The sequence below is a fragment of the Amycolatopsis sp. NPDC051716 genome, from assembly GCF_040681595.1.
Classification (GTDB): Bacteria; Actinomycetota; Actinomycetes; order Mycobacteriales; family Pseudonocardiaceae; genus Amycolatopsis.
Genome location: NZ_JBFAZA010000024.1, coordinates 106,031 through 131,149, shown reverse-complemented (window position 1 = coordinate 131,149; position 25,119 = coordinate 106,031). Strand labels below are relative to the sequence as shown.

The window sequence follows — 25,119 nt, the reverse complement described above, 5'->3', positions numbered from 1 at the left end:
GCCGGGCACCGTCAGGACCCGAACTCCTTGTCGATCAGGTCGAACAGCTCGTCGGCGCTCGCGGCCGCCACGTCGCCGTCTCCGCTACCGGCCGCGGGCGTGCCGCTCCACCGGCCGAGCAGGTCTTCGAGCTTGCGCGTGATCGCCGAGCGCAGCCCGTCGTCCGCGGCGACCCGGGAAAGCAGGCCGCCCAGCTGGTCCAGCTCGCCGAGCGCGCGCTCGGCGGCCGGTTCCTCCTCCGGCACGATCTCGCCGAGCAGGTAGCCCGCGAGCGCGGTCGGGGTCGGGTAGTCGAACACGAGGGTCGCCGGCAGCCGGAGCCCGGCGGCGACGCCGAGCCGGTTCCGCAGCTCGACCGAGGTCAGCGAGTCGAAGCCGAGCTCGTTGAACGACCGCTCCGGCTCGATGTCCCCGGCCGAGGCGTGCCCGAGCACCGCGGCGACCTGGCCGCACACCAGCTCGACCAGCGCCTCGGCCCGCTCCGCTTCGGCCATCCCGCCCAGCGCCTTCGCCAGCGAGCCGGCGACGTCCGCCTGGCCCGCGGACTGCGCGCTGCGCCTCGACGGCGCCTTGACCACGCCCCGGTAGAGCGGTGCCAGCGCCTCGCCCTGCTCCCGCAACGCGGCCGTGTCGAGGTCCATCGGCAGCAGCGCCGGTTCGTCCGTCCCGAGGGCCGCGTCGAACAACGACAGGCCCAGCTCCACCGTGAGCGGCCGCATCCCGCCGCGCGCCATCCGGGCGAGGTCGGCTTCGGTGAGCCGGCTCGTCATCCCGGCGCCCTGGCCCCACGGCCCCCACGCGAGCGCCGTGGCGGGCAGGCCGTGGTGGTACCGGTGCGCGGCGAAGGCGTCGAGGAAGACGTTCGCCGCCGCGTAGTTGCCCTGGCCCGCGCCGCCGAACAGGCCCGCGGCGCCGGAGAACAGCACGAAGGCGGCCAGCTCCTGGTCCTTGGTGAGCTCGTGCAGGTGGACCGCGGCGTCGAGCTTCGGCCGCAGCACCCGGTCGATCCGCTCGTGGTCGAGCGAGGCGAGCAGCCCGTCGTCGACGACGCCCGCCGTGTGCACCACCGCGGTCAGCGGGTGCTCTGCGGGCACCCCGGCCAACACGGCCGCGAGCGCCTTCCGGTCCGCGACGTCGCAGGCCGTGATCACGACCTCGGCACCGAGCCCGGCGAGCTCGCCGGCCAGCTCCGGGGCGCCGTCGGCAGCGAGCCCGCGCCGGCTGGTCAGCAGCAGGCGGCGAACGCCGTGCTCGGTGACGAGGTGGCGGGCCAGCTCGCGGCCCAGGCCGCCGGTACCGCCGGTGACCAGGACCGTGCCATCGGGGTCGAGCTGTCGCGGCATCGTCAGCACGACCTTGCCGATGTGCTTCGCCTGGCTCATGAACCGGAACGCCTCGGGCGCGCGCCGCACGTCCCAGGTGGTGATCGGCAGCGGATGCAGCGCGCCGCCGCGCAGCAGCTCCACCAGTTCGGCGAGCATCCGCCCGATGCGGTCCGCGCCCGCCTCGACGAGGTCGAAGGCCTGGTAACGCACCCCCTCGTGGGCGGCGGCGACCTCGTCGCCGGCACGCACGTCGGTCTTGCCCATCTCGAGGAACCGGCCGCCAGGCGAAAGCAGCCCGAGCGAGGCGTCGACGAACTCGCCCGCGAGCGAATTCAGCACCACGTCCATCCCGCGTCCGCCGGGCGCCGCGAAGTCCGCCGCGAAGCCGACCGACCGCGACGACGCGATGTGGTCGTCGGCGAGGCCGAGTTCGCGCAACGCGCCGTGCTTGCCCGCGCTCGCCGTGCCGTAGACCTCCGCCCCGAGGTGCCTGGCCAGCTGGACCGCCGCCATGCCGACCCCGCCCGCGGCGGCGTGCACGAGCACCGCGTCGCCCGGCCGGACCCCGCCGAGATCGACCAGCGCGTAGTACGCGGTCAGGTAGGCCAGCGGGATCGAAGCGGCTTGCACGAACGACCAGTCGTCCGGGATCCGCGCCACCATCCGGTGATCGGCGAGCACGAGCGGGCCGAACGCGCCGCCGAACATGCCCAGCACGCGGTCGCCGACGGCGAACCCGGTCACGTCCGGCGCGACTTCGGTGAGCACGCCGGCGCCTTCGAGCCCCATCGCCCCGACCTCGCCGGGATACATCCCGAGGGCGTTCAGCACGTCGCGGAAGTTGACGCCCGCAGCGCGAACGGCGATGCGCACGTGGCCGGGCAGCAGCTCGCCGGCGGCTTCGGGGGCCGGCTGCAGCCGGAGGTTCTCCAGCGTGCCCCGCTGCCCGATGTCCAGCCGCCAGGACGGCGCGTCCGGCGGTGGCACCAGCGCTCCCGGGGCCGGCTTCGCCAGCCTCGCCACGTGGGGGACGCCCGCCCGCAGCACCAGCTGCGGCTCACCGCTGCGCAGGGCCGCCGGCAACGCCTCGATCGACGCGGGCTCGTCGTCGACGTCGACCAGCAGGATGCGGCCCGGCTGCTCGGTCTGCACCGAACGCACGAGGCCCCAGACCGGCGCGTACGCGAGGTCCCGGACGTCCTCGCCGGCGCGCGCGACGGCACCCCGGGTCACGACGACCAGCGTGGAGGCCTCGAACCGCTCGTCGGAAACCCAGTCCTGCAGCAGGTCGAGCAGCCCGTGGGTCGCGGTGCGGACGTCCGCGGGCAGGTCACCGGTCGCGTGGCCGTTGGCCACGCACGGCACCAGCACGGCGTCCGGCACCGTGGCCCCGCCGAGCGCGGCCAGGTCCGGGTAGGCCGCGACCACGGCCCCGGTGTGGGCCAGCTCGGCGGCCAGCTTGAGGTCGTCCGCGCCGAGCACGGCGAACGACGGCGAGCCCGGCGCCTCGCCGGGTTCGATCGGGCTCCAGTCGAGGCGGTACAGCGATTCCGGCGCCGACGGCGCGCTCTGCAGCGCCTCCGTCGACATTTCGCGCATCGCCAGCGACTCGATCGACGCGACGGGCAGGCCGGCCGCGTCCCACACGGTCAGCGCGAGCGCGTCGGGACCGGCCTGCGCGAGCCGCACCCTGGCCGTCGCCGCCCCGCCCGCGTGCAGTGACACCCCGCTCCAGGAGAACGGGAGCCTGCTGCGGCCGGAACCTTCGAGCGGGAGGAACACCAGCGGGTGCAGCGCGGCGTCGAGCAGCGCGGGGTGCAGGCCGAAGCCGGCCGCCGCCTCCTGCTGCGCCTCGGGCAGCGCCAGCTCCGCGAAGACCTCGTCGCCGATCCGCCACGCCGCCCGCATGCCCTGGAACGCCGGGCCGTACGCGAACCCGCTGCGGGCGTACATCTCGTAGAAGTCGCCGACGTCGAGTGCTTCCGCGCCCGCCGGCGGCCACGCGCCGAGCCGGTCCGCCGGCTCGGCGGCGCCGGTGTCGAGGACACCGGTGGCGTGCAGCGTCCACGGCTGGTCCGCGTCCGCCTTCTCGGGTCGCGAGTGGACAGTGAGCGACCGGCTGCCGTGCTCGTCCGGCTCACCGGCGACGACCTGCAGCTGGACGCCGCCGTGCTCGGGGAGCACCAGCGGAGCGGCCAGCGTCAGCTCGGCCACGCGAGCGCAGCCGACCTCGTCGCCGGCCCGGATCGCCAGTTCCAGGAACGCCGTTCCCGGCAGCAGGATCCGGCCCTGCACGGCGTGGTCGGCCAGCCACGGCTGGGTCTGCACCGACAGCCGGGACGTGAACAGGTGGCCGTCCGAGGCCGCGAGCGGCACGGCCGCCCCGAGCAGCGGGTGGCCGGCCGAGCCGAGCCCGGCCGCGCGGACGTCGCCGAAGCCGAGCGCCGACGCCGTCGGCCAGAACCGGCGGCGCTGGAAGGCGTAGGTGGGCAAGGCGACCCGGCGCGCGTCCCGGCCCGCGAAGAACGCGGCCCAGTCCGGCGACGTGCCGTGGACGTGCAGCGTGGCGACGGCCGTCGTGATGCCGGTGACCTCGGTGCGGTCCCGGCGCAGGGCGGGCACGAGCACGGCGTCGGTGTCGGCCACGCAGTCGGCGGCCAGCGCGGTGAGCACGGCGTCCGGGCCGAGTTCGAGGAACCGCGTGACACCGTGCCCGGCGAGGTACCGCATTCCGTCGTGGAAGCGGACGGCCTGGCGGACGTGCCGGACCCAGTACTCCGGCGAGGTCAGCTCCTCGGCCGTCGCCAGTGTCCCCGTCACGTTCGACACCACCGGCAGCCGCGGCTGCTCGAACGTCAGGCTCTCGGCGACCCGGCGGAACTCGGTGAGCATCGGCTCCATCGACGGCGAATGGAACGCGTGGCTCACCGTGAGCCGGCGGGTCTTGCGGCCGGCGTCGCGGAAGTGCGCCGCGATCGCCTCGACCGCCGCCTCCTCCCCGGAGACCACGACCGACGCGGGACCGTTGACCGCCGCGATCGACACCGGTTCCGTCAGCAGCGGCGTGACTTCGTCCTCGCTCGCCTGGAGCGCGATCATCGCGCCGCCGGCCGGGAGCGCCTGCATCAGCCGGCCCCGCGCGGCGACCAGCTTCGCGGCGTCGGGCAGCGAGAGCACGCCGGCGACGTGGGCCGCCGCCAGCTCGCCGATCGAGTGACCCACCAGGTAGGCCGGGGTCAGGCCCCACGACTCGACGAGCCGGAACAGCGCGACCTCGACGGCGAACAGCGCCGCCTGCGTGTAGACCGTCTGGTCCAGCAACGCGGCGGTCTCCGCCTCGGCACCGTCCGCTTCGGCGAACAGCACCTCCCGCAGCGGCCGGTCGGCGATCCCCGGACCGCCGGCGGCGTCGAACTCGGCGTCGAGCTGCGCGCACACGGCGTCGAGGGCGTCGGCGAACACGTCGAAGGTCGCGTACAGCTCCCGGCCCATGCCCGGCCGCTGGGCGCCCTGGCCCGAGAACAGGAACGCCGAGCGCGCGTCCGGCGCGGCCACGCCCCGGCTGACGTCCGCGGCTTCCCCGCCGACCAGTGCGTCCAGCGCGGCCAGGAACTCCGCCGGCTCGCCGGCCACGATCGCCGCCCGGTGCTCGAACGACGACCGCGCGGTGGCCAGGGTGTAAGCGACGTCCAGCGGAGCGGTCTCCTCGCAGGCGGCCCGCAGCCGCGCCGCCTGCGCCGCGAGACCGTCGGCGGTCGCCGCGGACACGAGCCACGGCACGGGCGCGGGTGCCTTCCGCTCGGGCACGACCGGCGCGGGTTCCGCGGCCGGCGCCTGCTCGACGATCACGTGCGCGTTGGTGCCGCTGAGCCCGAACGAGGAGATCCCGGCCCGGCGCGGCGTCCCGTCCGCCCGCCACGGCACCGGCTCGGTGAGCAGGGCCACGTCGCCGGCCGACCAGTCCACGTGCGACGACGGCTCGGTCACGTGCAGTGTCCGCGGCAGCAGCTCGTGCTGCAGCGCCAGCACCATCTTCATCACCCCGGCCACGCCCGCCGCGGCCTGCGTGTGCCCGACGTTGGACTTCACCGAGCCGAGCCACAGCGGCCGGTCCCGGTCCCGGCCGTAGGTCGCGAGCAGTGCCTGCGCCTCGATGGGGTCGCCGAGGACCGTGCCGGTGCCGTGCGCTTCGACGGCGTCCACATCGGACGGACGAAGGCCCGCGGTGGCCAGCGCGTCCCGGATCACCCGCTGCTGCGAAGGGCCGTTCGGCGCGGTCAGGCCGTTCGACGCGCCGTCGGAGTTGATCGCCGAACCCTTCACCACCGCCAGGACGGGGTGGCCGAGCCGCCGGGCGACGGAAAGCCGCTCCAGCACGAGGATCCCGGCACCTTCGGCCCAGCCCGTGCCGTCGGCGCTCTCCGAGAACGGCTTGCACCGCCCGTCGAGCGCGAGCCCGCGCTGCCGGCTGAACTGCACGAACGACGACGGCGTGGACATCAGGGTCACCCCGCCCGCCAGCGCCAGGTCGCATTCACCGGTGCGCAACGCCTGCGCCGCCCAGTGCAGGGCGACCAGCGACGACGAGCAGGCCGTGTCCACGGTGACCGCCGGGCCTTCGAGACCGAGGGTGTAGGCGATGCGCCCGGACAGGATGCTGCCCGAGTTGCCCGTCATGACGTAGCCCTCGACGTCGTGGTCGGACATCGCCAGCAGCGGCGTGTAGTCCTGCCCCGTGGCCCCGGCGAAGACGCCCGTCCGGCTGCCGCGCAGCGAAGTGGGGTCGATCCCGGTGCGCTCGAGCGCCTCCCACGAGGTTTCGAGCAGCAGCCGGTGCTGCGGGTCCATCGCGAGCGCCTCGCGCGGGTTGATCCCGAAGAACGCGGCGTCGAATTGCGTCGCGTCGCCGACGAAACCGCCGGAGCGCACGTAGCTCGTGCCGGTGTTGTCGGCGTCCGCGTCATAGATGGCGTCGAGGTCCCAGCCGCGGTCGGCGGGGAACTCCGTGATCGCGTCGCCGCCCTCGGCGAGCAGGTCCCACAGCTGCTCGGGCGACCGGACGTCGCCGGGGAACCGGCAGCTCATGCCGACGATGACGATCGGGTCGTCGGCGGGCTGCGCGACGACGGCGGCGGCCGGGGGTTCGGCGGCGGGTGCGTCATCGGCGACCAGTTCGCCCCGCAGGTAGCGGGCCAGCGCGGCCGGCGTCGGGTAGTCGAAGATCAGCGTCGACGGGAGCCGGACGCCGGTCAGCGAGCTGAGCCGGTTGCGCAGCTCCACCGCGGTCAGCGAGTCGAAGCCGATGTCGCTGAAGGCCCGCGCGGCGTCGACCTCGTCGGCGCCGTCGAACCCGAGGACGCCGGACACGAACAGCTTCACGATGTCGAGCAGCTCCCGCTCCCGCTCGGCCTCGGACAGCCCGGCGAGCCGCGCCGAGAGCGCCGAACCACCGGCGTCCGGATCGCCGGCCGCATCCGCGGTCAGCTCCAGCGCGCGCTTCGCCTCGGGCACGCCCTCGATGAGCCGGCTCGGGCGCAGCGTGCCGAAGCCGGGCGCGTAGAGCGACCAGTCGACGCCCGCGACGGTCACGCACGTCTCGTCGTGGTCGAGCGCCTGCCGCAGCGCGGCGAACGCCTGCTCGACCTCCAGCGCGAGGATGCCGCCCCGGCGCTGGCGTTGCAGCAGCGCGGCGTGGTCGGCCATCCCGCTCTCGGCCCACGGCCCCCACGCGATCGACGTCGCGGTCAGGCCGAGCCCGCGCCGGTGGTCGGCGAGCGCGTCGAGGAACGCGTTGGCGGCGGCGTAGTTCGACTGGCCAGGCCCGCCCCAGACGCCGGCGGTCGAGGAGAACAGCACGAAGGCCGACAGATCCGCGGTGCGGGTCAGCTCGTGCAGGTTCAGCGCCGCGTACGACTTCGCCCGCAGCACGCCGGCCAGCCGGTCCGGCGTCATCGAGTCGAGCATGCCGTCGTCGAGCACGCCGGCCGCGTGCACGACCGCCGTCAGCGGGTGCTCGGCGGGTACCAGCGACAACGTCGCCGCGAGGCTGTCGCGATCGGCGGCGTCGCACGCGGCGATCGTCACGCCGACCCCGAGTCCGGTGAGCTCGGCTTCGAGCTCCGCGGCACCCGGGGCGTCCGCGCCCCGGCGGCTGGTCAGCAGCAGGTGCTCGGCTCCCTCGTGGGCGAGCCACCGGGCGAGGTGCGCGCCGAGCGCACCGGTACCACCGGTGACGAGCACGGTGCCGGCCGGCGACCAGGCGCCGTCGGTGCCGGTGCCGCCGAGCGGCGCCCGGACGAGCCGCCGCCCGAAGACGCCGGACGCCCGCACCGCGAGCTGGTCCTCGCCGTCGATGCCGGTGAGCGCGGCCGCCAGCCGGCGGGCGGACCGGCGGTCGGGACGCGCGGGGAGGTCGACGAGACCGCCCCAGCGTTCCGGGTGTTCGAGCGCGGCGACCCGGCCGAGGCCCCACACGAGCGACTGCGCCGGGTGGTCGAGCGAGTCCGCGCGTCCCGTCGACACCGCGCCGCGCGTCGCGCACCACAGCGGCGCGTCGACGTCGGCGTCGCCGAGCGCCTGCACGAGCGTGGCCGTGCAGGCCAGGCCCGCGGGAAGCTCCCGGTGGCCGTCCTCGGCCGTCTCGTCCAGCGCCAGCAGCGAAAGCACGCCGCCGAGGGTGCGGCCGTCCGCGGCAGCGCGGACCGCTTCGGCCAGCGCAGCACGGTCGGTGCCCGCGGCGAGTCGTTCGACCTCGGCGCCGTGCGCGACGAGCGCTTCGGCAGCGGCGGTCGCCCACGCGCCGGTCGTGGCATCGGTGTCCGTGCCGGTGACGAGCAGCCAGGTCCCCGACAGCTCAGGAGCGGCCGGATCGGCGACGGGCCGCCAGCTCACCCGGTAGCGCAGGTTATCCAAAGTGGACTCGTCGCGGCGGCGCCGGCGCCACGAGGACAGCGCGGGCAGCACCGGCTCCAGCGCCGCCCGGTCGAGGTCGAGCGTCTCGGCGAGCGAGCCGAGGTCTTCCTGGTCGACGGCGTCCCAGAACCGCGAGTCGGCCGGGTCGGCCGCGCTGTCCGGGCCCGCGGCGCTGCCCGGCTCGGGGAACGTGGGCCAGAACCGCTGGTGCTGGAAGGCATAGGTGGGCAACTCGACGTCAGCCGGCTCGCGCCCGGCGAACACCGGGGCCCAGTCGACCGCGAAGCCGCCGCAGTGCAGCTCGCCGAGGGAAAGCAGGAACCGCCTCAGGTCGGCCTGCGTGCGGCGGAGGGTGCCGACCACCAGCGGCCCGGTCTCGTCCTCGCCCGCACCGCGCGCCACGTCCTCGACCGCCGTCGTGAGCACCGCGTCGGCGCTCACCTCGACGAACACGCCACCTTCGCGTGTCGCCGCGAGGACGGCGGCGTCGAGCAGCACCGGAGCGCCCAGGGCGCGGGCCCAGTACCCGGCGTCCAGCACGCCCGCCGGTTCGCCGGTCACCGTCGAGAGGACGGGCAACCGCGGCTCGGCGGCCTCGAAGCCGGCGTCGCCGAGCTCCGCCAGCAGCCGGTCGGCCACGGTGGGGTCCACGGAGTCCGGCGTGTGCGCGGCGGCCACGGAACGAGCTTGGCCGCCACGGGCCCGGCAGGCCTCGATGAACTCCTCGATCGCGCCGGGGGCACCGGACACCACAGCCTCCGCGGGCCCGTGCGACGCTGCGAGCCGCACCCGGCCGCCGGTCTCGCCGAGCAGCACGTCCAGCTCCGCCCGGGCCAGCACCACCAGCGCCGCCGCGTCCGTGCCGGTCAGCACCCGGCCCCGCGCGACGAGCACCTTCACCGCGTCACGCAGGGAAAGCGCGCCCGCGACACAGGCCGCGGCGAGCTCGCCGTCGGCGTAGCCGAGCACCGCCGACGGCCGCACGCCGTGCGCTCGCCACAACTCGGCGAGCGCCACCGATACGGCGAACGCGCACGCCTCCACCACGTCGATCCGCTCGGGCGAGGGGGCTCCTTCCACCCCGCGCAGCACGTCGAGGACCGACCAGCCGGTGGCCTCGGCGATGGCGTCCGAGCACTCGCCGAGGCGGTCGGCGAACACGGCCGACTCGGTCAGCAGCTGCGACACCACCCCGGGCCGGCCCGCCTGCCGGCCGGGGAACACGAACACGGCCTTGCCGCGCGCGGCCGTGACCCCGGTGACCAGGCCGCTGTCCGCCCGCTCGTCGGTCAACGCCCGCAGCGCGCGCCGGAACCCGGTGAGGTCGTCGCCGACGAGCACCGCGCGGTGCTCGAAGTGCGTCCGGCCCGTCGCGAGCACCTTGCCGATCGCGGCCGGGTCCTGTCCGTCCATAATGGACAACAGTTGCCCGGCCTGCGCCCGCAGGGCACCGGCCGACCGCGCCGAGACCGGCCACGCGACCGTGCCGCCCGCCGGCTCGACGTGCCGCGCCGGCTCGTCCGGGGCCGACTCGATGATCACGTGCGCGTTGGTGCCGCTCATCCCGAACGACGAGACGCCCGCGCGCCGCGGCGCGCCCGTCTCGGGCCACGGCCGCGCTTCGGTCGCCAGCTCCACGGCACCCGAGGACCAGTCGACGTGCGGGGTCGGTGTCTCGGCGTGCAGGGTCGGCGGGACGATGCCGTGCCGCATCGCCTGCACCATCTTGATCACGCCGCCGACGCCCGCGGCCGCCTGCGAGTGCCCGATGTTGGACTTGAGCGAGCCGAGCCACAGCGGCCGGTTCGCCGGCCGGTCCTTGCCGTAGGTCGCGAGCACGGCGCCCGCCTCGATCGGGTCGCCGAGCGCGGTGCCCGTCCCGTGCGCCTCCAGCACGTCGACGTCGGCGGGGGTCAGGCCCGCGTTGCCGAGCGCGTGCCGGATGACCCGCTGCTGCGACGGCCCGTTGGGCGCGGTCAGCCCGTTGGACGCACCGTCGGAGTTGAGCGCGCTCCCCTTGACGACGGCGAGCACGCGGTGCCCGTTGCGCCGCGCGTCCGAGAGCCGTTCGAGCAGCAGGACACCGGCGCCCTCGGCCCAGCTCGCGCCGTCGGCGTCGGCCGAGAACGGCTTGCTGCGCCCGTCTGGGGCGAGTGCCTTCTGCGCGCTGAATTCGATGAGCGAAACCGGGCTCGACATCACGGTCACGCCGCCGGCCAGTGCGAGCGAGCAGTCACCCGCCCGCAGCGCCTGCGCAGCCCAGTGCAGGGCGACCAGCGACGACGAACAGGCCGTGTCGATCGAGACGGCGGGCCCTTCGAGCCCGAGGGTGTAGGCGACCCGGCCGGAGAGCACGCTCGGCGAGTTGCCCGTGCCGAGCATGCCTTCGGAGCTTTCCACCGCGTGCATGAGCAGCGAGCCGTAGTCCTGGTAGGTCACGCCGGCGAAGACGCCGGTCTTGCTGCCGCGCAACGCCTCCTGGGTCAGTCCCGCGCGTTCCAGCGCCTCCCAGCTGATTTCGAGCAGGAGCCGCTGCTGCGGGTCCATCGCCACCGCCTCGCGCGGGCTGATCCCGAAGAACGCGGCGTCGAACTCGCTCGCGTTGTGCAGGTAGCCGCCTTCGCGGGTGTAGCAGGTGCCCGGGGTCTGGCCGTCGGGGTCGTAGAGGGCGTCGAGGTCCCAGCCGCGGTCGGTGGGGAACCCGGTGATCTCGTCGGACCCGGCCGCGACGACCTCCCACAGCTGTTCGGGGGTGCGGATGCCACCCGGGTAGCGGCAGGCCATCGAGACGATCACGATCGGTTCGTCGTCGACCGGCGCGGTCACCGCGGGCCCGCTCGCGCCCGCCGGGGCGCCGACCAGTTCCTCCTCGAGGTGCCGGGCGAGCCCGGCCGGGGTCGGGTAGTCGAACACGAGGCTCGCGGCGAGCCGGAGCCCGGTGACCTCGTTCATCGCGTTGCGGAACTCGACCGCGCTCAGCGACGTGAAGCCGAGGTCGCGGAACGCGCGGCCGGGCTCCACCGCCTCGGGTCCGGAGTAGCCGAGCACGATCGCGGCCTGCTCGCGCACGAGGTCGAGCAGGACGGGGTGCCGGTCTTCGGCGGCCACGGCGACGAGCTGCTCGCGCAGGCCGACCCCGGCGTCGCCGACGACGGTCTCCGGCACGGCCCGGGCCCGGCGCACGAGCGCGCGCAGCGGCGCCGGCACCGTCTGTCCATTGAGGACGCTCTGGTCGACGTCCATCGGCAGCACCGGCGAATCGGCCGCCCCGAGGGCACGGGCGGCGAGCACCGCCACGTCACCGGCGGTGAGCGGGCGCAGCCACGGCCGGTCCGCCACGCCGCGGCGGACCACGACCGCGAACCCGCCGTCCGTGCGACGGCGCCGGGCCAGTTCGTCGACCGGGGCCGAGGGCCCGGCCGCCAGGAGCAGCAGCCGTGCCGACGCCGGGGTCGCCGTTTCGACGGCTCGCAGCGTGCCGGAATCCGTTCCCGTGTGGACGATGGTGGTCACGGCGTGCTCGGTCACCAGCACCGAAACCGACGCGGCGTCCGCTAGATCGGTCTCGACGACGGACACCCCGTCGAGGCCGTCCAGTTCTTCGCCCAGCTCCGCCGCACGTCGCGCCGAGCCCGCGGCGAGCAGCACGGGCCCGTGGCCGAGCCCGAGCAGCCGTCGTACGAGCGGTGCCGCCACGTCGTCGGCACCGGCGTCCGCGAGCAGCACCGGGCCACCCGGTTCGACGGCCTCGACGGCGGCGCGCACCAGCCGTGCGACGAGCACTGCACCCTGCCGCACCACGGTTTCCGGCTCGCCGGGCACCACGACCGCCGTCCCGTCGGTGTCGACGACGGCGAACCGGCCGGGGTGCGCCGCCTCGGCAGCGCGGACGCGCGCCCAGATCGCGGCACCGTCCTCGGTCCACTCGCCGTCCGCACCGGCCCCGGTGGTGACGAACGTCAGCGTCTCGCCCGCGAACCCGGCTTCGGCCAGCCAAGCCTCGACAAGCGGGGTCACTTCATCCACTGTGGACACTGCGACGGCTACCGGGACCGTTCGCTCCTGCGAAGCCAGTGTCGCGAGATCGGCGTCGAGCAGAACCGGAGTGAGCCCGCCCTCGGCGGCCTGCCAGTCCAGCCGGTAGAGCGCGCCGCGGCCGGCGTCCCCGGACGCGGCCAGCTGTTCGGCCGAGACGGTGCGCAGCACCAGCTCGTCGGCCGAGGCGAGGAACCGCCCGGCCGGGTCGGCGAGCGTGACGGCGACCCCGCTCGGGCCGTCCGACGGCGAAAGCCGCACGCGCAGCGCGCTCGCCCCGGCGGCGCCGAGGGTGATCCCGCGCCAGGAGAACGGCAGCCTCGGGCCGCTTGCCCCGGCGTCGGCGGGCAGGAACGCCAGCGCCTGCAAGGCCGCGTCGAGCAACGCCGGGTGCAGGCCGAACCCGGCCGCACCGGCGGACTCGGGCAGCGCGACCTCGGCGTAGACGACGGTGCCGAGCCGCCACGCCGCCCGCAGCCCACGGAAGGCGGGGCCGTAGTCGAACCCGCCGTCGGCGCGGCTGGCGTAGTGGTCGTCGACGGGGATCGCCACGGCGCCCGGCGGCGGCCACTCGGCCAGCGAAGTCCCGGTGCGCCCGGCGCCATCGCGCAGGAGCGTGCCGCTCGCGTGCCGCGCCCACGTCCCGTCGCCGTCCTCGTGACGGGAGAACACGGCGAACGAACGGACGCCGGCCGGGTCGGGGGCTCCGACCCGGACCTGCAGCCGGACCCCGCCCGTCTCGGGCAGCGTCAGCGGCTCTTCGAGGACCAACTCCTCGACGGTGTCGCAGCCGAGCACTTCGCACGCGCCCAGCGCCAGCTCGACGTAGCCGGTGCCGGGGAACAGCACCCGGCCGCCGACGACGTGGTCGGCCAGCCACGGCTGGGAGCGCACGGACAGCCTGCTGCTGAACAGCGTCTCCCCGGAACCCGCGACGGCCGTGACGACGCCGAGCAGCGGGTGCCCGGAGGCGGTCAGCCCGGCCGCGGCCGGATCGCCACCACCGTCGGTGGCTTCGAGCCAGAACCGCTCGTGCTGGAAGGCGTAGGTCGGCAGCTCCACGCGCCGGGCTCCCGGGCCGCCGAGCAGCTTGCCCCAGTCGGGGGCCGGTCCGCTGACGTGCAGCCGGCCGAGTGCGGTGAGCAGCGCGTCCGGCTCGCCGCGATCGCGGCGCAGCAGCGGCACCACCACGGTGTCCGGCGGCAGCGGGTCGAGGCACTGCTCGGCCATCGGCGTGAGGATGGCGTCGGGGCCCAGTTCGACGAACCGGGTCACGCCGTCCTCGGCGAGGCCGCGGATCCCGTCGTGGAAGCGCACCGCTTCCCGGACGTGCCGCACCCAGTACTCGGGGCTGCCGAGCTCGCGAGCGCTCGCGGGCTCGCCGGTGACGTTCGAGCGGATCGGGATCGCCGGTTCGCCGTAGGTCAGCGACGCGGCGACCGCGCGGAACTCGTCGAGCATCGGGGCCATCCGCGGCGAGTGGAACGCGTGGCTCACCCGCAGCCGTTTCGTCATCCGGCCCATCGCCTCGAACCCGGCGGCCACCTCCAGCGTCGCCACCTCGTCGCCGGCGATCACGACCGCCGAAGGGCCGTTGACCGCGGCGACGGACACCTCGGCACCGCGGCCGTCCAGGGCGGCGACGATCTCGTGTTCGGCGGCCTGCAGCGCGACCATCGCGCCCCCGGCGGGGAGCGCCTGCATCAGCCGGCCCCGCGCGGCGACCAGCTTCGCCGCGTCGGGCAGCGAAAGCACCCCGGCGACGTGCGCGGCGGCGAGCTCGCCGATGGAGTGGCCGACGAGGTGGTCCGGGGTCAGCCCCCACGACTCGACGAGCCGGAACAGCGCCACTTCGATGGCGAACAGCGCCGGCTGCGTATAGGCCGTCTGGCTCAGCAGTTCCGCGTCCTCGCTACCCGGCTCCGCGAACATGACTGTCTTCAGTGGACGGTCGAGGTGCAGGTCCAGGTGCGCGGTGACCGCGTCGAGGGCGTCGGCGAACGCCGGGAAGGCCCCGGCCAGCTCGCGGCCCATGCCGGGGCGTTGCGAGCCCTGGCCCGAGAACAGGAAGGCGGTGCGGCCGCCCGCCGTCGCGGACCCGCTGAGCACGCCGGGCGCCTTCGCACCGGCACGCAGCGCCGTGAGGCCGTCCGCGAGGTCCGCCGTGTCCCGCCCGAGCACCACGGCGCGGTGCTCGAACGTCGAACGGGTCGTGGCCAATGCGTAGGCGAGGTCGGCCGCCTCCACCGGCGTGCCGTCGAGCGCGGACAGCAGCCGGTCCGCCTGCGCACGCAAGGCCGCGGCGGTCCGGCCGGAGACGGGCCAGGCGAGCACCGGCGGCACCGGCCTTTCGGCGGGCTCGGCGTCGGCCGGGACGGCCGCCGGCGCTTCGATGACGACGTGCGCGTTGGTGCCGCTGATGCCGAACGACGAGATGCCGGCCCGCCGGGGCCGGTCGTGCTCGGGCCACGGGGTCGCCTCGGCGAGCAGGCGCACGTTGCCGGCGGACCAGTCGACGTGCGGGGTCGGTTCCGCGGCGTGCAGGCTCGGCGGGAGGACGCCGTGCCGCATGGCCAGCACCATCTTGATGACGCCCGCGACACCGGAAGCGGCCTGGGTGTGCCCGATGTTCGACTTGACCGAGCCGAGCCACAACGGCTCCTGCCGGTCCTGGCCGTAGGTCGCCAGCAGGGCCCCGGCCTCGATCGGGTCGCCGAGCGTCGTGCCCGTGCCGTGGGCTTCCACCGCGTCGACGTCCGCGGGCGAGAGGCCGCCGTCGGCGAGGGCCCTGCGGATGACCTGCTGCTGGGCGGGACCGTTCGGCGCGGTGAGGCCGTTGGACGCGCCGTCGGAGTTGACCGCGGAGCCGCGCAGGACCGCGTGCACGGTGTGCCCGTGGCGGCGCGCGTCCGAAAGCCGTTCGACCAGCAGCAGCCCGGCCCCTTCCGACCAGCCCGTGCCGTCGGCGCCGGCGGAGAACGGCTTGCAGCGCCCGTCGGCGGCCAGCCCGCGCTGGCGGCTGAACTCGAGGAACGACGCGGGGGTCGCCATCACGGTCACGCCGCCGGCGATCGCCATCGTGCACTCGCCGTCCCGCAGGGCCTGCGCGGCGAGGTGCAGGGCCACCAGCGACGAGGAGCACGCGGTGTCGACGGTCAGCGTCGGCCCTTCGAGGCCGAGCGTGTAGGAGATCCGGCCGGAGGCCACGCTGCCGGAGTTGCCGGTGAGGAAGTGGCCGGACAGCCCCTCGGGCACCTCGGCGAGCCCGGCGCCGTAGCCGGACGCGCCCGCGCCGACGAACACGCCGGTCTGGCTGCCGCGCATCGAGTGCGGGTCGATCCCGGCGCGTTCGAACAGCTCCCACGCGGTCTCCAGCAGCAGCCGGTGCTGCGGGTCGGTGGCCAGCGCCTCCTTGGGGCTCATCCCGAAGAACAGCGGGTCGAACTCCCCGGCGCCGTCGAGGAAACCACCGGTCACCGAGTAGGTCTTGCCCTCGACGCCCGGTTCGGGGTCGTAGAGCGCATCGACGTCCCAGCCGCGGTCGGCGGGGAACGTCGAGAGCCCTTCGGCGCCGTCGGCGACCAGCCGCCACAGGTCGTCGGGGCCGAGCACGCCGCCGGGCAGCCGGCAGCTCATGCCGACGATGACGATCGGGTCGTCGGCCGCCGAGGCGGCCGGCAACGCGGGGCCGGCCACGTCCGCGGAGCCCATCAGCTCGCTCAGCAGGTGCTCGGCGAGGGCGGCGGCGTTCGGGTAGTCGAACACCACCGCGGCGGGCAGGCCGACCCCGGTCTCGGCGGCGAGCCGGTCGCGCAGCTCCACCGCGGTGAGCGAGTCGAGGCCGAGGTCCCGGAACGCGCGGTCGGCGGCGATCGTGCCGGCACCGCCGTGCTCGAGCACGGCGGCGAGCTCGGTGCGGACGAGGTCCAGCACGAGGCCGGCTCGCTCGCGTTCGGTGCGTGAGCGCAGCTTGGCCAGCAGCGCGGAACCGTCCGACGCGGCCGGCCCGGTGGCCGTGCCCGCGATGGCCGCGGCGGCTTCGGGGACCGCGTCGAGCAGCGGGCTCGTCCGCACGGCGGTGAACCCGGGCACGAAGCGCGCCCAGTCGACGTCGGCGACCACGCAGGTGGGCTCGTCCGCGCCGGCCGCCTGCGCCAGCGCGTCGAGCGCGGTCCCGGGGTCGAGCACCGTCAGGCCCTGCCGCGCGAGGCGCCGCTGTTCGTCGGCCGACGCGGCCATGCCGTCGCCGCCCCACGGACCCCAGGCGATCGAGGTCGCCGCGAGGCCCGCCGCGCGGCGGCGTTCGGCGAGCGCGTCGAGGAACGCGTTCGCGGCGGCGTAGCCGGACTGCCAGCCGCTGCCCCAGGTGCCGGCGATCGACGAGAAGAGGACGAACGCGTCCAGTGCGGTGGTGCCGAACAGCTCGTCGAGGTGGGCGGCGCCCTCGGCCTTGGCCCGCATCATCGCGGCCAGATCGTCCACGGTGGAGTCGATGAGCGCGGTGCCCTCGGTGGTGCCCGCCGCGTGCACGACCGCGCGGATGTCCGCGCCCTCGGCGCGGAGGCGTTCGACGAGCGCGGTCAGTTCGGCCTTGTCGGCGACGTCGCAGGCGGCGACGGTCACCCGCGTCCCGAGCCCGGTCAGCTCGGCTTCGAGCTCCGCCACGCCGGGCGCGGCCGGGCCACGCCGTCCGGTCAGCACGAGGTGTTCGGCACCGTGCGCGGCGGCCCACCGGGCGACGTGCGCGCCCAGCGCACCCGTGCCGCCGGTGATCAGGACCGTTCCGCGCGGCGTCCAGCCGGGCCCGGTCGCGGGCAAGCTCGCGTGCCGGAGCCGGCGTGCGAACACGCCGGAGTCGCGGATGGCCAGCTGGTCCTCGGCCGAGCCGGCGAGGACGGCGGCCAGCCGGCGCACCGCGCGCTCGTCCGGCCGCACGGGCAGGTCGACGAGCCCGGCCCAGCGCCGGGCCTGTTCGAGCGCCGCGACCCGGCCCAGACCCCAGACCGCGGCCTTGGCGGGCACGGGCGGCGCGTCGGAGCGGCCGATCGAGACGGCCTCCGTGGTGACCGACCAGATGCGCACGTCGAGTCCGGCGTCCTCGACGGTACGCAGCAACGACACGGTGTTCGCGAGTCCCGCCGGCACGGACGGCCGGCCGGGGTGCGGCTCGGCGTCGACGGCGAGCAGCGAGAGCACGACGCCCTGGCCGTACGCCTCGACGGCGTCGCGCAGGCGGCCGGCGAAGTCCAGGGTGCCGAACTCGATCGCGGTGCCGCCGATGGCGGTGGCGAGTTCGGCGGCGTGCCGCCCGGGCGGCACGACGACGGGCAGCTCACTGTCCACAGTGGCCGATTCGAGCCCGGTGACGGGCTGCCAGCCGATCCGGTAGCGCCAGCCGTCGATGCTCGCCTGCCGGTCCTGCTTGCGCCGCCAGGAGGAGAGCGCGGGCAGCAGCGTCCGGAGCGACTCCTGCGTGGCTTCTTCCGAGACGTCGAGGGTGCCGGCGAGCGCGTCGAGGTCCGCGTTTTCGACGGCCGTCCAGAACGCGGTGTCGGTCGGGCCGGATACCGGCGCGGTGGTGCCCGCCGCCCGCTCCGGCCAGTAGCGCCGCCGCTGGAAGGCGTAGGTGGGCAGGGCGATCCGGGCTGCGCCGGGGAACAACGGCGACCAGTCCACCTGCTGCCCCGACACCGCGAGCGCCGCGGCCGCCGTCAGCACGCTCCGCTCCTCGGCCCGGTCCTTGCGCAGTGCGGAAACCAGCGTGCCCGCCACGGATTCCGCCGCCATCGCGGTCAGCACACCGTCCGGGCCCAGCTCCAGGAACCGGGTCACCCCGCGCTCGGCGAGAGAGGTCACGCCATCGTGGAACCGCACGGTTGCGCGCACGTGCCGGACCCAATAGTCCGGCGACGTCAGTTCTTCGGCCAGCGTTCCGGTCACATTGGACACGACCGGAATCGAAGGGGCTTGGTAGGTGAGGGTTTCCGCGACCCGGCGGAACTCCGCCAGCATCGGCTCCATCCGAGCAGAATGGAACGCGTGGCTCACCGAGAGCCGACGAGTCTTCCGGCCCTCGAACTGCTCTACGACTGAGTCGACTGCGTCTTCATCGCCGGAGAGCACCACCGATGAGGGGCCGTTCACCGCGGCCACCGACACGCGTTCGCCCAACAACGGCAACACTTCGGCCTCGGTGGCCTGCACCGCGACCATCACGCCACCGGCGGGCAGGGCCTGCATCAGCCGGCCACGCGCGGCCACCAGCGCACACGCGTCCGCCAACGACAGCACGCCCGCACAATGGGCCGCCGCCAGCTCGCCGATCGAGTGCCCGATCAGGAAATCCGGCTTCACACCCCAGGATTCGACGAGCCGGAACAACGCCACCTCGACAGCGAACAACGCCGCCTGCGTATACACGGTCTGATTCAACAGTTCGGCGTCGTCACCGAACATCACCTCACGCAGGGGACGATCCAGCTCACCGTCCACGTGCGCGCACACCGCATCCACCGCGTCCGCGAACACCGGGAACGCCTCATACAACTCCCGACCCGCGCCCAGCCGCTGCGCACCCTGACCGGAGAAGAGAAACGCCGAACTCCCCTCCGCGACCACGCCCGACACCACACCGGCGGCCGGCTCACCGGCGGCCAGCGCGGCCAGCCCCGCCAACGCCTCCGCCCGGTCGGCCGCCAGCACCACGGCACGGCAGCCGAGCGCGGCCCGCGACGTCGCCAACGACCACCCGGCATCCACCAGCGGCGGCTGCGCCGCTCCGTCCAGCACCGCGGCGAGCCGGGCGGCCTGGGCCCGCAGCGCCACGTCGTCGTGTCCCGACAGCACCAGCGGCACCAGGCCGTCCGGCCGCTCCGGAGCCGGCTGCCCGGCCGCCGCGACGGCGGGGGCTTCTTCCAGGATCACGTGCGCGTTGGTTCCGCTGAGCCCGAACGACGACACGCCGGCCCGGCGAGGCCGGTCACCGGCGGGCCACGGACGGTCCCCCGTCAGCAGTTCGACCGAACCCGCCGACCAGTCCACGTGCGACGACTTTTCGCCGGTGTGCAGGGTTTTCGGCAGCGTGCCGTGGCGCAGTGCGAGCACCATCTTGAGCACGCCGGCGACGCCCGCGGCGGCTTGGGTGTGCCCGATGTTCGACTTCACCGACCCCAGCCACAACGGCTGCTCCCGGTCGCGCCCGTACGTCGCCAGCAACGCCTGCGCCTCGATCGGATCGCCCAGTGTCGTGCCGGTCCCGTGCGCCTCGACAGCGTCCACTTCGGACGCCGTCACGCCGGCCGACGCCAGCGCCGCCCGGATCACCCGCTGCTGCGACGGGCCGTTCGGCGCCGTCAGCCCGTTCGACGCACCATCCTGGTTCACCGCCGACCCGCGCACCACCGCCAGCACCGAGTGCCCACGGCGCCGCGCATCCGACAGCCGCTCCACAACGAGCACGCCGACACCCTCGGCCCACGCCGTGCCGTCCGCGTCCTCGGAAAACGCCTTCACCCGGCCGTCGGGCGCCAGCCCGCCCTGCCGGTCGAACTCCACGAACGAGCCCGGCGTCGACATCACGGTCACCCCGCCGACCAGCGCGAGCGAACAGCCGCCGGTCCGGAGCGACTCGACCCCCCAGTGCAGGGCCACCAGCGACGACGAGCACGCCGTGTCCACCGTCACCGCGGGTCCTTCGAGACCCAGCACGTACGCGACCCGGCCGGACAGCACGCTCGCCGCGTTGCCCGTGCCCGCGAAGCCGCCGGAGTCCGCGTCGGTGCCCAGCAGCAGCCACGGGTAGTCCTGGCCGTTCGACCCCATGAAGACGCCGACCGAGTCGCCGCGCAGCGACAGCGGATCGATGCCGGCGTCTTCGAGCGCCTCCCACGACGTCTCGAGCAGCAGCCGCTGCTGCGGGTCCATCGCCACCGCCTCGCGCGGCGAGACCCCGAAGAAGTCCGCGTCGAACTCCGCGGCGCCGTCGAGGAAACCGCCGATGCCCTCGCCGTCCCACCCCCGGTCGGCGGGGAACGGGCTCATCGCGTCGGCACCCGCTTCGAGCAGGCCCCAGAAGTCCTCCGGCGAACGCACCCCGCCGGGGAACCGGCACCCCATCCCGACGATCACGATGGGATCGGCGTCGGCGTCGAGGGCGGCGGGCACGGTCGGCTGCTCGCCGGTGTCCGCGGGCGAGCCGAGCAGTTCGCCGGCGAGGTAGCCGGCCAGGACGGTGGCGTTCGGGTAGTCGAAGACCATCGTGGCCGGCAGCCGCAGCCCGGTGGCCGCGCCGAGGGAAGTGCGCAGCTCGACGGCGGTCAGGGAGTCGAAGCCGAGATCGCGGAACGCCCGGCCCGGCTCGATGTGTTCGGGTCCGGGGTGGCCGAGCACCGCGGCGGCGTGGGCGCGCACGAGGTCGAGCAGCGCGCGGCGGGCCTCGGCGTGCGGTAGCGAGCCGATCCGGTCCGGCACGGACGAGGGACCGTGCCCGGTGTCGTCGGCGGCCGCGTCGGCGAAGACGCGGCGGGCCTCGGGGAGGTCGCCGATGAGCGCGCTCGGGCGGGCCGCGGTGAAGCCGGGGGCGAACCGTTCCCACTCGACGTCGGCGACGGCGACGAACGTGTCGTGCGCGACCGCTTGCCGGAGCGCCAGCAGCGCCGTTTCGGCGGCCATCGGCGGCGTGCCGCCGCGCCGCATCCGGGCGTCGACCTTCTCGTCGGTGGCCATGCCGCTGCCCGCCCACGGGCCCCAGGCGATCGACGTCGCCGCGAGCCCGGAAGCCGCGCGGTACTCGGCCAGCCCGTCGAGGTAGGCGTTGGCCGCCGCGTAGCTGCCCTGTCCCGCCGCGCCGACCGTGCCGGCGAACGACGAGAACAGCACGAACGCGTCCAGTTCCAGGTCGAGCTCGACCGACAGCTCGTGCAGGTTGCGCGCCGCGTGCGCCTTCGCCCGCACCACCCCCGCGAGCCGCTCGGGGGTCACGGAGTCCAGCACGCCGTCGTCCAGCACCCCCGCCGCGTGCACGATCGCCGACACGGGGATGTCCAGGCCCGCGGAGACCAGCAACGCCCGGCACGCCGCGCGGTCGGCGACGTCGGCGGCCATGACGCTCACCCGGACGCCGGTCGCCGCCAGCTCGGCCTTCAGCTCCGCCGCGCCCGGCGCGTCCATGCCCCGCCGCGACGACAGCACCACGTGCTCGGCGCCCGCCTCGGCGACCCACCGCGCGACCCGCGCACCGAGCGCGCCCGTGCCCCCGGTGATCACCACGGTCCCGTGCGGCCGCCACACCTCGTCGCCCGCCGGTTCGGCCCGGCCGAGCCGCCGCCCGAAGACGCCCGAGGGCCGGACCGCGACCTGGTCGTTCTCCCCCGCACCGGTCAGCACGCCGCACACCCGGCGCACCGCGCGGGCGTCGAGCTCCGCCGGCAGGTCGAGCAGGCCGCCCCAGCGGTCGGGGAACTCGAGCCCGGTCACCCGGCCGACACCCCAGAGCGTCGCCTGGCCGAGCCGGAGCACGCCGTCCCAGCGGCCGACCGAGACCGCGCCGCGGGTCGCGCACCAGAGCGGCGCGTCGATCCCGGCGTCGCCGAGCGCCTGCGGGAGCGTGACGCTCAGCGTCAGTCCCATGGCCAGTTCGGGGAACTCCGGATGCGGGCTCTCGTCGAGGCCCAGCAGGGAAAGCACCCCGTCGAACGGTGTTTCCTTGTTGTCCTCGACCACCTCGCGAAGCTGCGCCGCGAGCGCCTCGCGGCTGGTCTCGGTGGGGTGGAAGTGCACGACCGCGAGGCCGTTGTCACGCATCCCCACGACGAGCCGGTCGGCGGGTTCGCCCGGCGGCGCCACGACCAGCCAGGTTCCGCGAGCCGGCTCGGGGAGGTCGCCGGTGAGCGGCTTCCAGGTCACCCGGTAGCGCCAGGAGTCCACCAGGCTCTGCTCGTCGCGCTTGCGGCGCCACGACGACAGCACCGGCAGCAGCTGGTCCAGGGTGCTCCGGCCGTCGTCGCCGAGCCCGAGTTCCGCGGTCAGCGTGTCGACGTCCCGGCGTTCGACGGCGTCCCAGAAGTCACCGTCAGCGCCGCCCCCGCTCGCGACCGGTCCCCGGTCGGCGGGCGCGGTGCCGAGCCAGTAGTGCTGGCGCTGGAAAGCGTAGGTGGGCAGGTCGACGCGGGCGGTGCCGGTGAACAGCGCGGTCCAGTCGACGTCTTGGCCGACGACGTAAAGCGAAGCCACCGCCGTCAGCAGGGCTTCGACGTCGGCGCGGTCCTTGCGCAGTGCCGAGACCAGTGTGCCCTCGGCGGATTCCGCCGCCATCGCCGTCAGCACACCGTCGGGACCCAGCTCCAGGAACCGGGTCACCCCGTGCTCGGCCAGGTAAGTCACGCCGTTGTGGAACCGCACAGTGCCGCGCACGTGCCGGACCCAGTACTCCGGCGAGGTCAGGTCTTCGGCCAGCGTTCCGGTCACATTGGACACGACCGGAATCGACGGCGCGTGGTAGGTCAGCGTCTCGGCGACCCGGCGGAACTCGGCCAGCATCGGCTCCATCCGGGCCGAGTGGAACGCATGACTCACCGACAACCGGCGAGTCTTCCGGCCCTCGAAACGGGCCACGACCGACTCAACCGCGTCCTCATCACCCGAGAGCACCACCGACGACGGGCCGTTCACCGCCGCCACCGACACACCCTCGACCAGCAACGGCAGCACTTCAGCTTCCGTAGCCTGCACCGCGACCATCACGCCACCGGCGGGCAGCGCCTGCATCAACCGGCCACGCGCAGCCACCAACGCACACGCGTCCTCCAGAGAGAACACACCCGCAACGTGTGCTGCCGCCAGCTCACCGATCGAATGCCCCACCAGGAAATCCGGGGTCACCCCCCAAGATTCGAGCAGGCGGAACAAACCCACCTCGATGGCGAACAACGCCGCCTGGGTGTACACCGTCTGGTTCAACAGTTCGGCGTCCTCGCCGAACATCACCTCGCGCAAACCGTCCACGTGCGCACACACCGTGTCCACCACACCCGCGAACACCGGGAACGACTCATACAGCTCCCGGCCCGCACCAAGCCGCTGCGCACCCTGACCGGAGAAGAGAAACGCCGAGCGACCGCCCGAAACGACACCCGAGACCACACCGGCGGCCGACTCACCAGCAGCCAGCGCGGCCAGCGCCGCGGCGCGATCGTCGGCCAGCACCACCGCACGGTGCTCCAGCCGCGCCCGCGTCGAGGCGAGCGCGAAGCCCACCGCCACCGGGTCCTCTATGTCCACAGTGGAACGCAACGCGCGCGCCTGTGCGCGCAGGGCGTCCGCGGTCTTGCCCGAAACCAGCCACGGCACGACCGGAGACGCGGTGGTGACCCCGGCCTCCGCTTCTTCATCCGGAGCCTGTTCGAGAACGACGTGCGCGTTCGTGCCGCCCACCCCGAAGGCGGAGACGCCGGCGCGCCGCGGTCTGCCGGTCGCCGGCCACGGCCGGGCCTCGGTGAGCAGCCGGACGTTCCCCGCGGTCCAGTCCACCTCCGTCGACGGCCGGTCGCCGTGCAGCGATTTCGGCAGGATCCCGTGCTGGAGCGCCAGCACCATCTTCAGCACGCCGGCGACGCCCGCGGCGGTCTGCGTGTGCCCGAAGTTCGACTTGACCGAACCGAGCCACAGCGGTTCGGCGGCCTCGCGCCCCTGCCCGTACGTGGTGAGCAGCGCCTGCGCCTCGATCGGGTCGCCGAGCTTGGTGCCCGTGCCGTGCGCCTCCACCGCGTCGACGTCGGCGATGCTCAGCCGGGCGTCGGCGAGCGCCTGCCGGATGACCCGTTGCTGCGAGGGGCCGTTGGGGGCGGTGAGCCCGTTGGACGCGCCGTCGGAGTTGACGGCCGAGCCGCGCAGCAGCGCGAGCACGCGGTGGCCGCGGCGCTGGGCGTCCGAAAGCCGCTCGACCAGCACCAGTCCCACGCCTTCGGCCCAGCCGGTGCCGTCGGCGTCGTCGGAAAAGGGCTTGCACCGCCCGTCCCGCGCGAGCCCGCCCTGCTTGCTGAACTCCACGAACCCTTCGGGGGCCGCCATCACCATGACCCCGCCGGCCAGCGCGAGCGAGCACTCGTTGTTGCGCAGCGCCTGCGCGGCCATGTGCAGCGACACCAGCGAAGACGAGCACGCGGTGTCCACAGTGACCGACGGTCCTTCGAGCCCGAAGGTGTAGGAGATGCGGCCCGACAGCACACTGCCGGAGTTGCCGGTCAGCAGGTGGCCTTCGACGTCCTCCTGCGCCTGCGCGCCGTGGCCGTAGCCCGACGGGCCCGCGCCGATGAACACCCCCGAGGGGCTGCCCTTCACCGACAGCGGATCGATCCCGGCCCGTTCGAACAGCTCCCACGACGCCTCGAGCAGCAGCCGCTGCTGCGGGTCGGTCGCCGTCGCCTCGCGCGGCGACATCCCGAACAGCGACGGGTCGAAGTCCGCGACACCGTCGACGAAACCGCCCTCAGCGACGTAGCTGGAGCCGGGCCGCGCACCGTCGGGGTCGTACAGCGCGTCGAGGTCCCAGCCGCGGTCCGCGGGGAACGGCCCGACCGCGTCGACCCCGTCGGACAGCAGGGCCCACAGCTCTTCCGGCGAACGCACCCCGCCGGGGAACCGGCAGCTCATCCCGACGATCGCGATCGGCTCGCGCGCGCCGGACTCCAGCTCTTCGAGCCTGCGGCGGGTCTCGTGGAGATCCGCCGTGACCAGCTTCAGGTACTCGCGAAGCTTGTTCTCGTTCACCATGCGAACCTCGCCTGTGCACTACTGCGCCGGGTGGATGCCGAAACGGCCGAAAGCATGCGGCTGGGGCGAGCCGGGACCG

General features: G+C 74.7%; 1 protein-coding gene. It reads right to left on the bottom strand.

What is annotated here, in order from left to right; genetic code table 11:
- Nucleotides 1-11: 11 nt before the first annotated feature.
- On the bottom strand, nucleotides 12-25,040 hold the full coding sequence (locus tag AB0M30_RS29875; RefSeq protein WP_364590241.1) for a type I polyketide synthase: 25,029 nt from the start codon (nucleotides 25,038-25,040) through the stop codon (nucleotides 12-14).
- Nucleotides 25,041-25,119 lie beyond the last annotated feature (79 nt).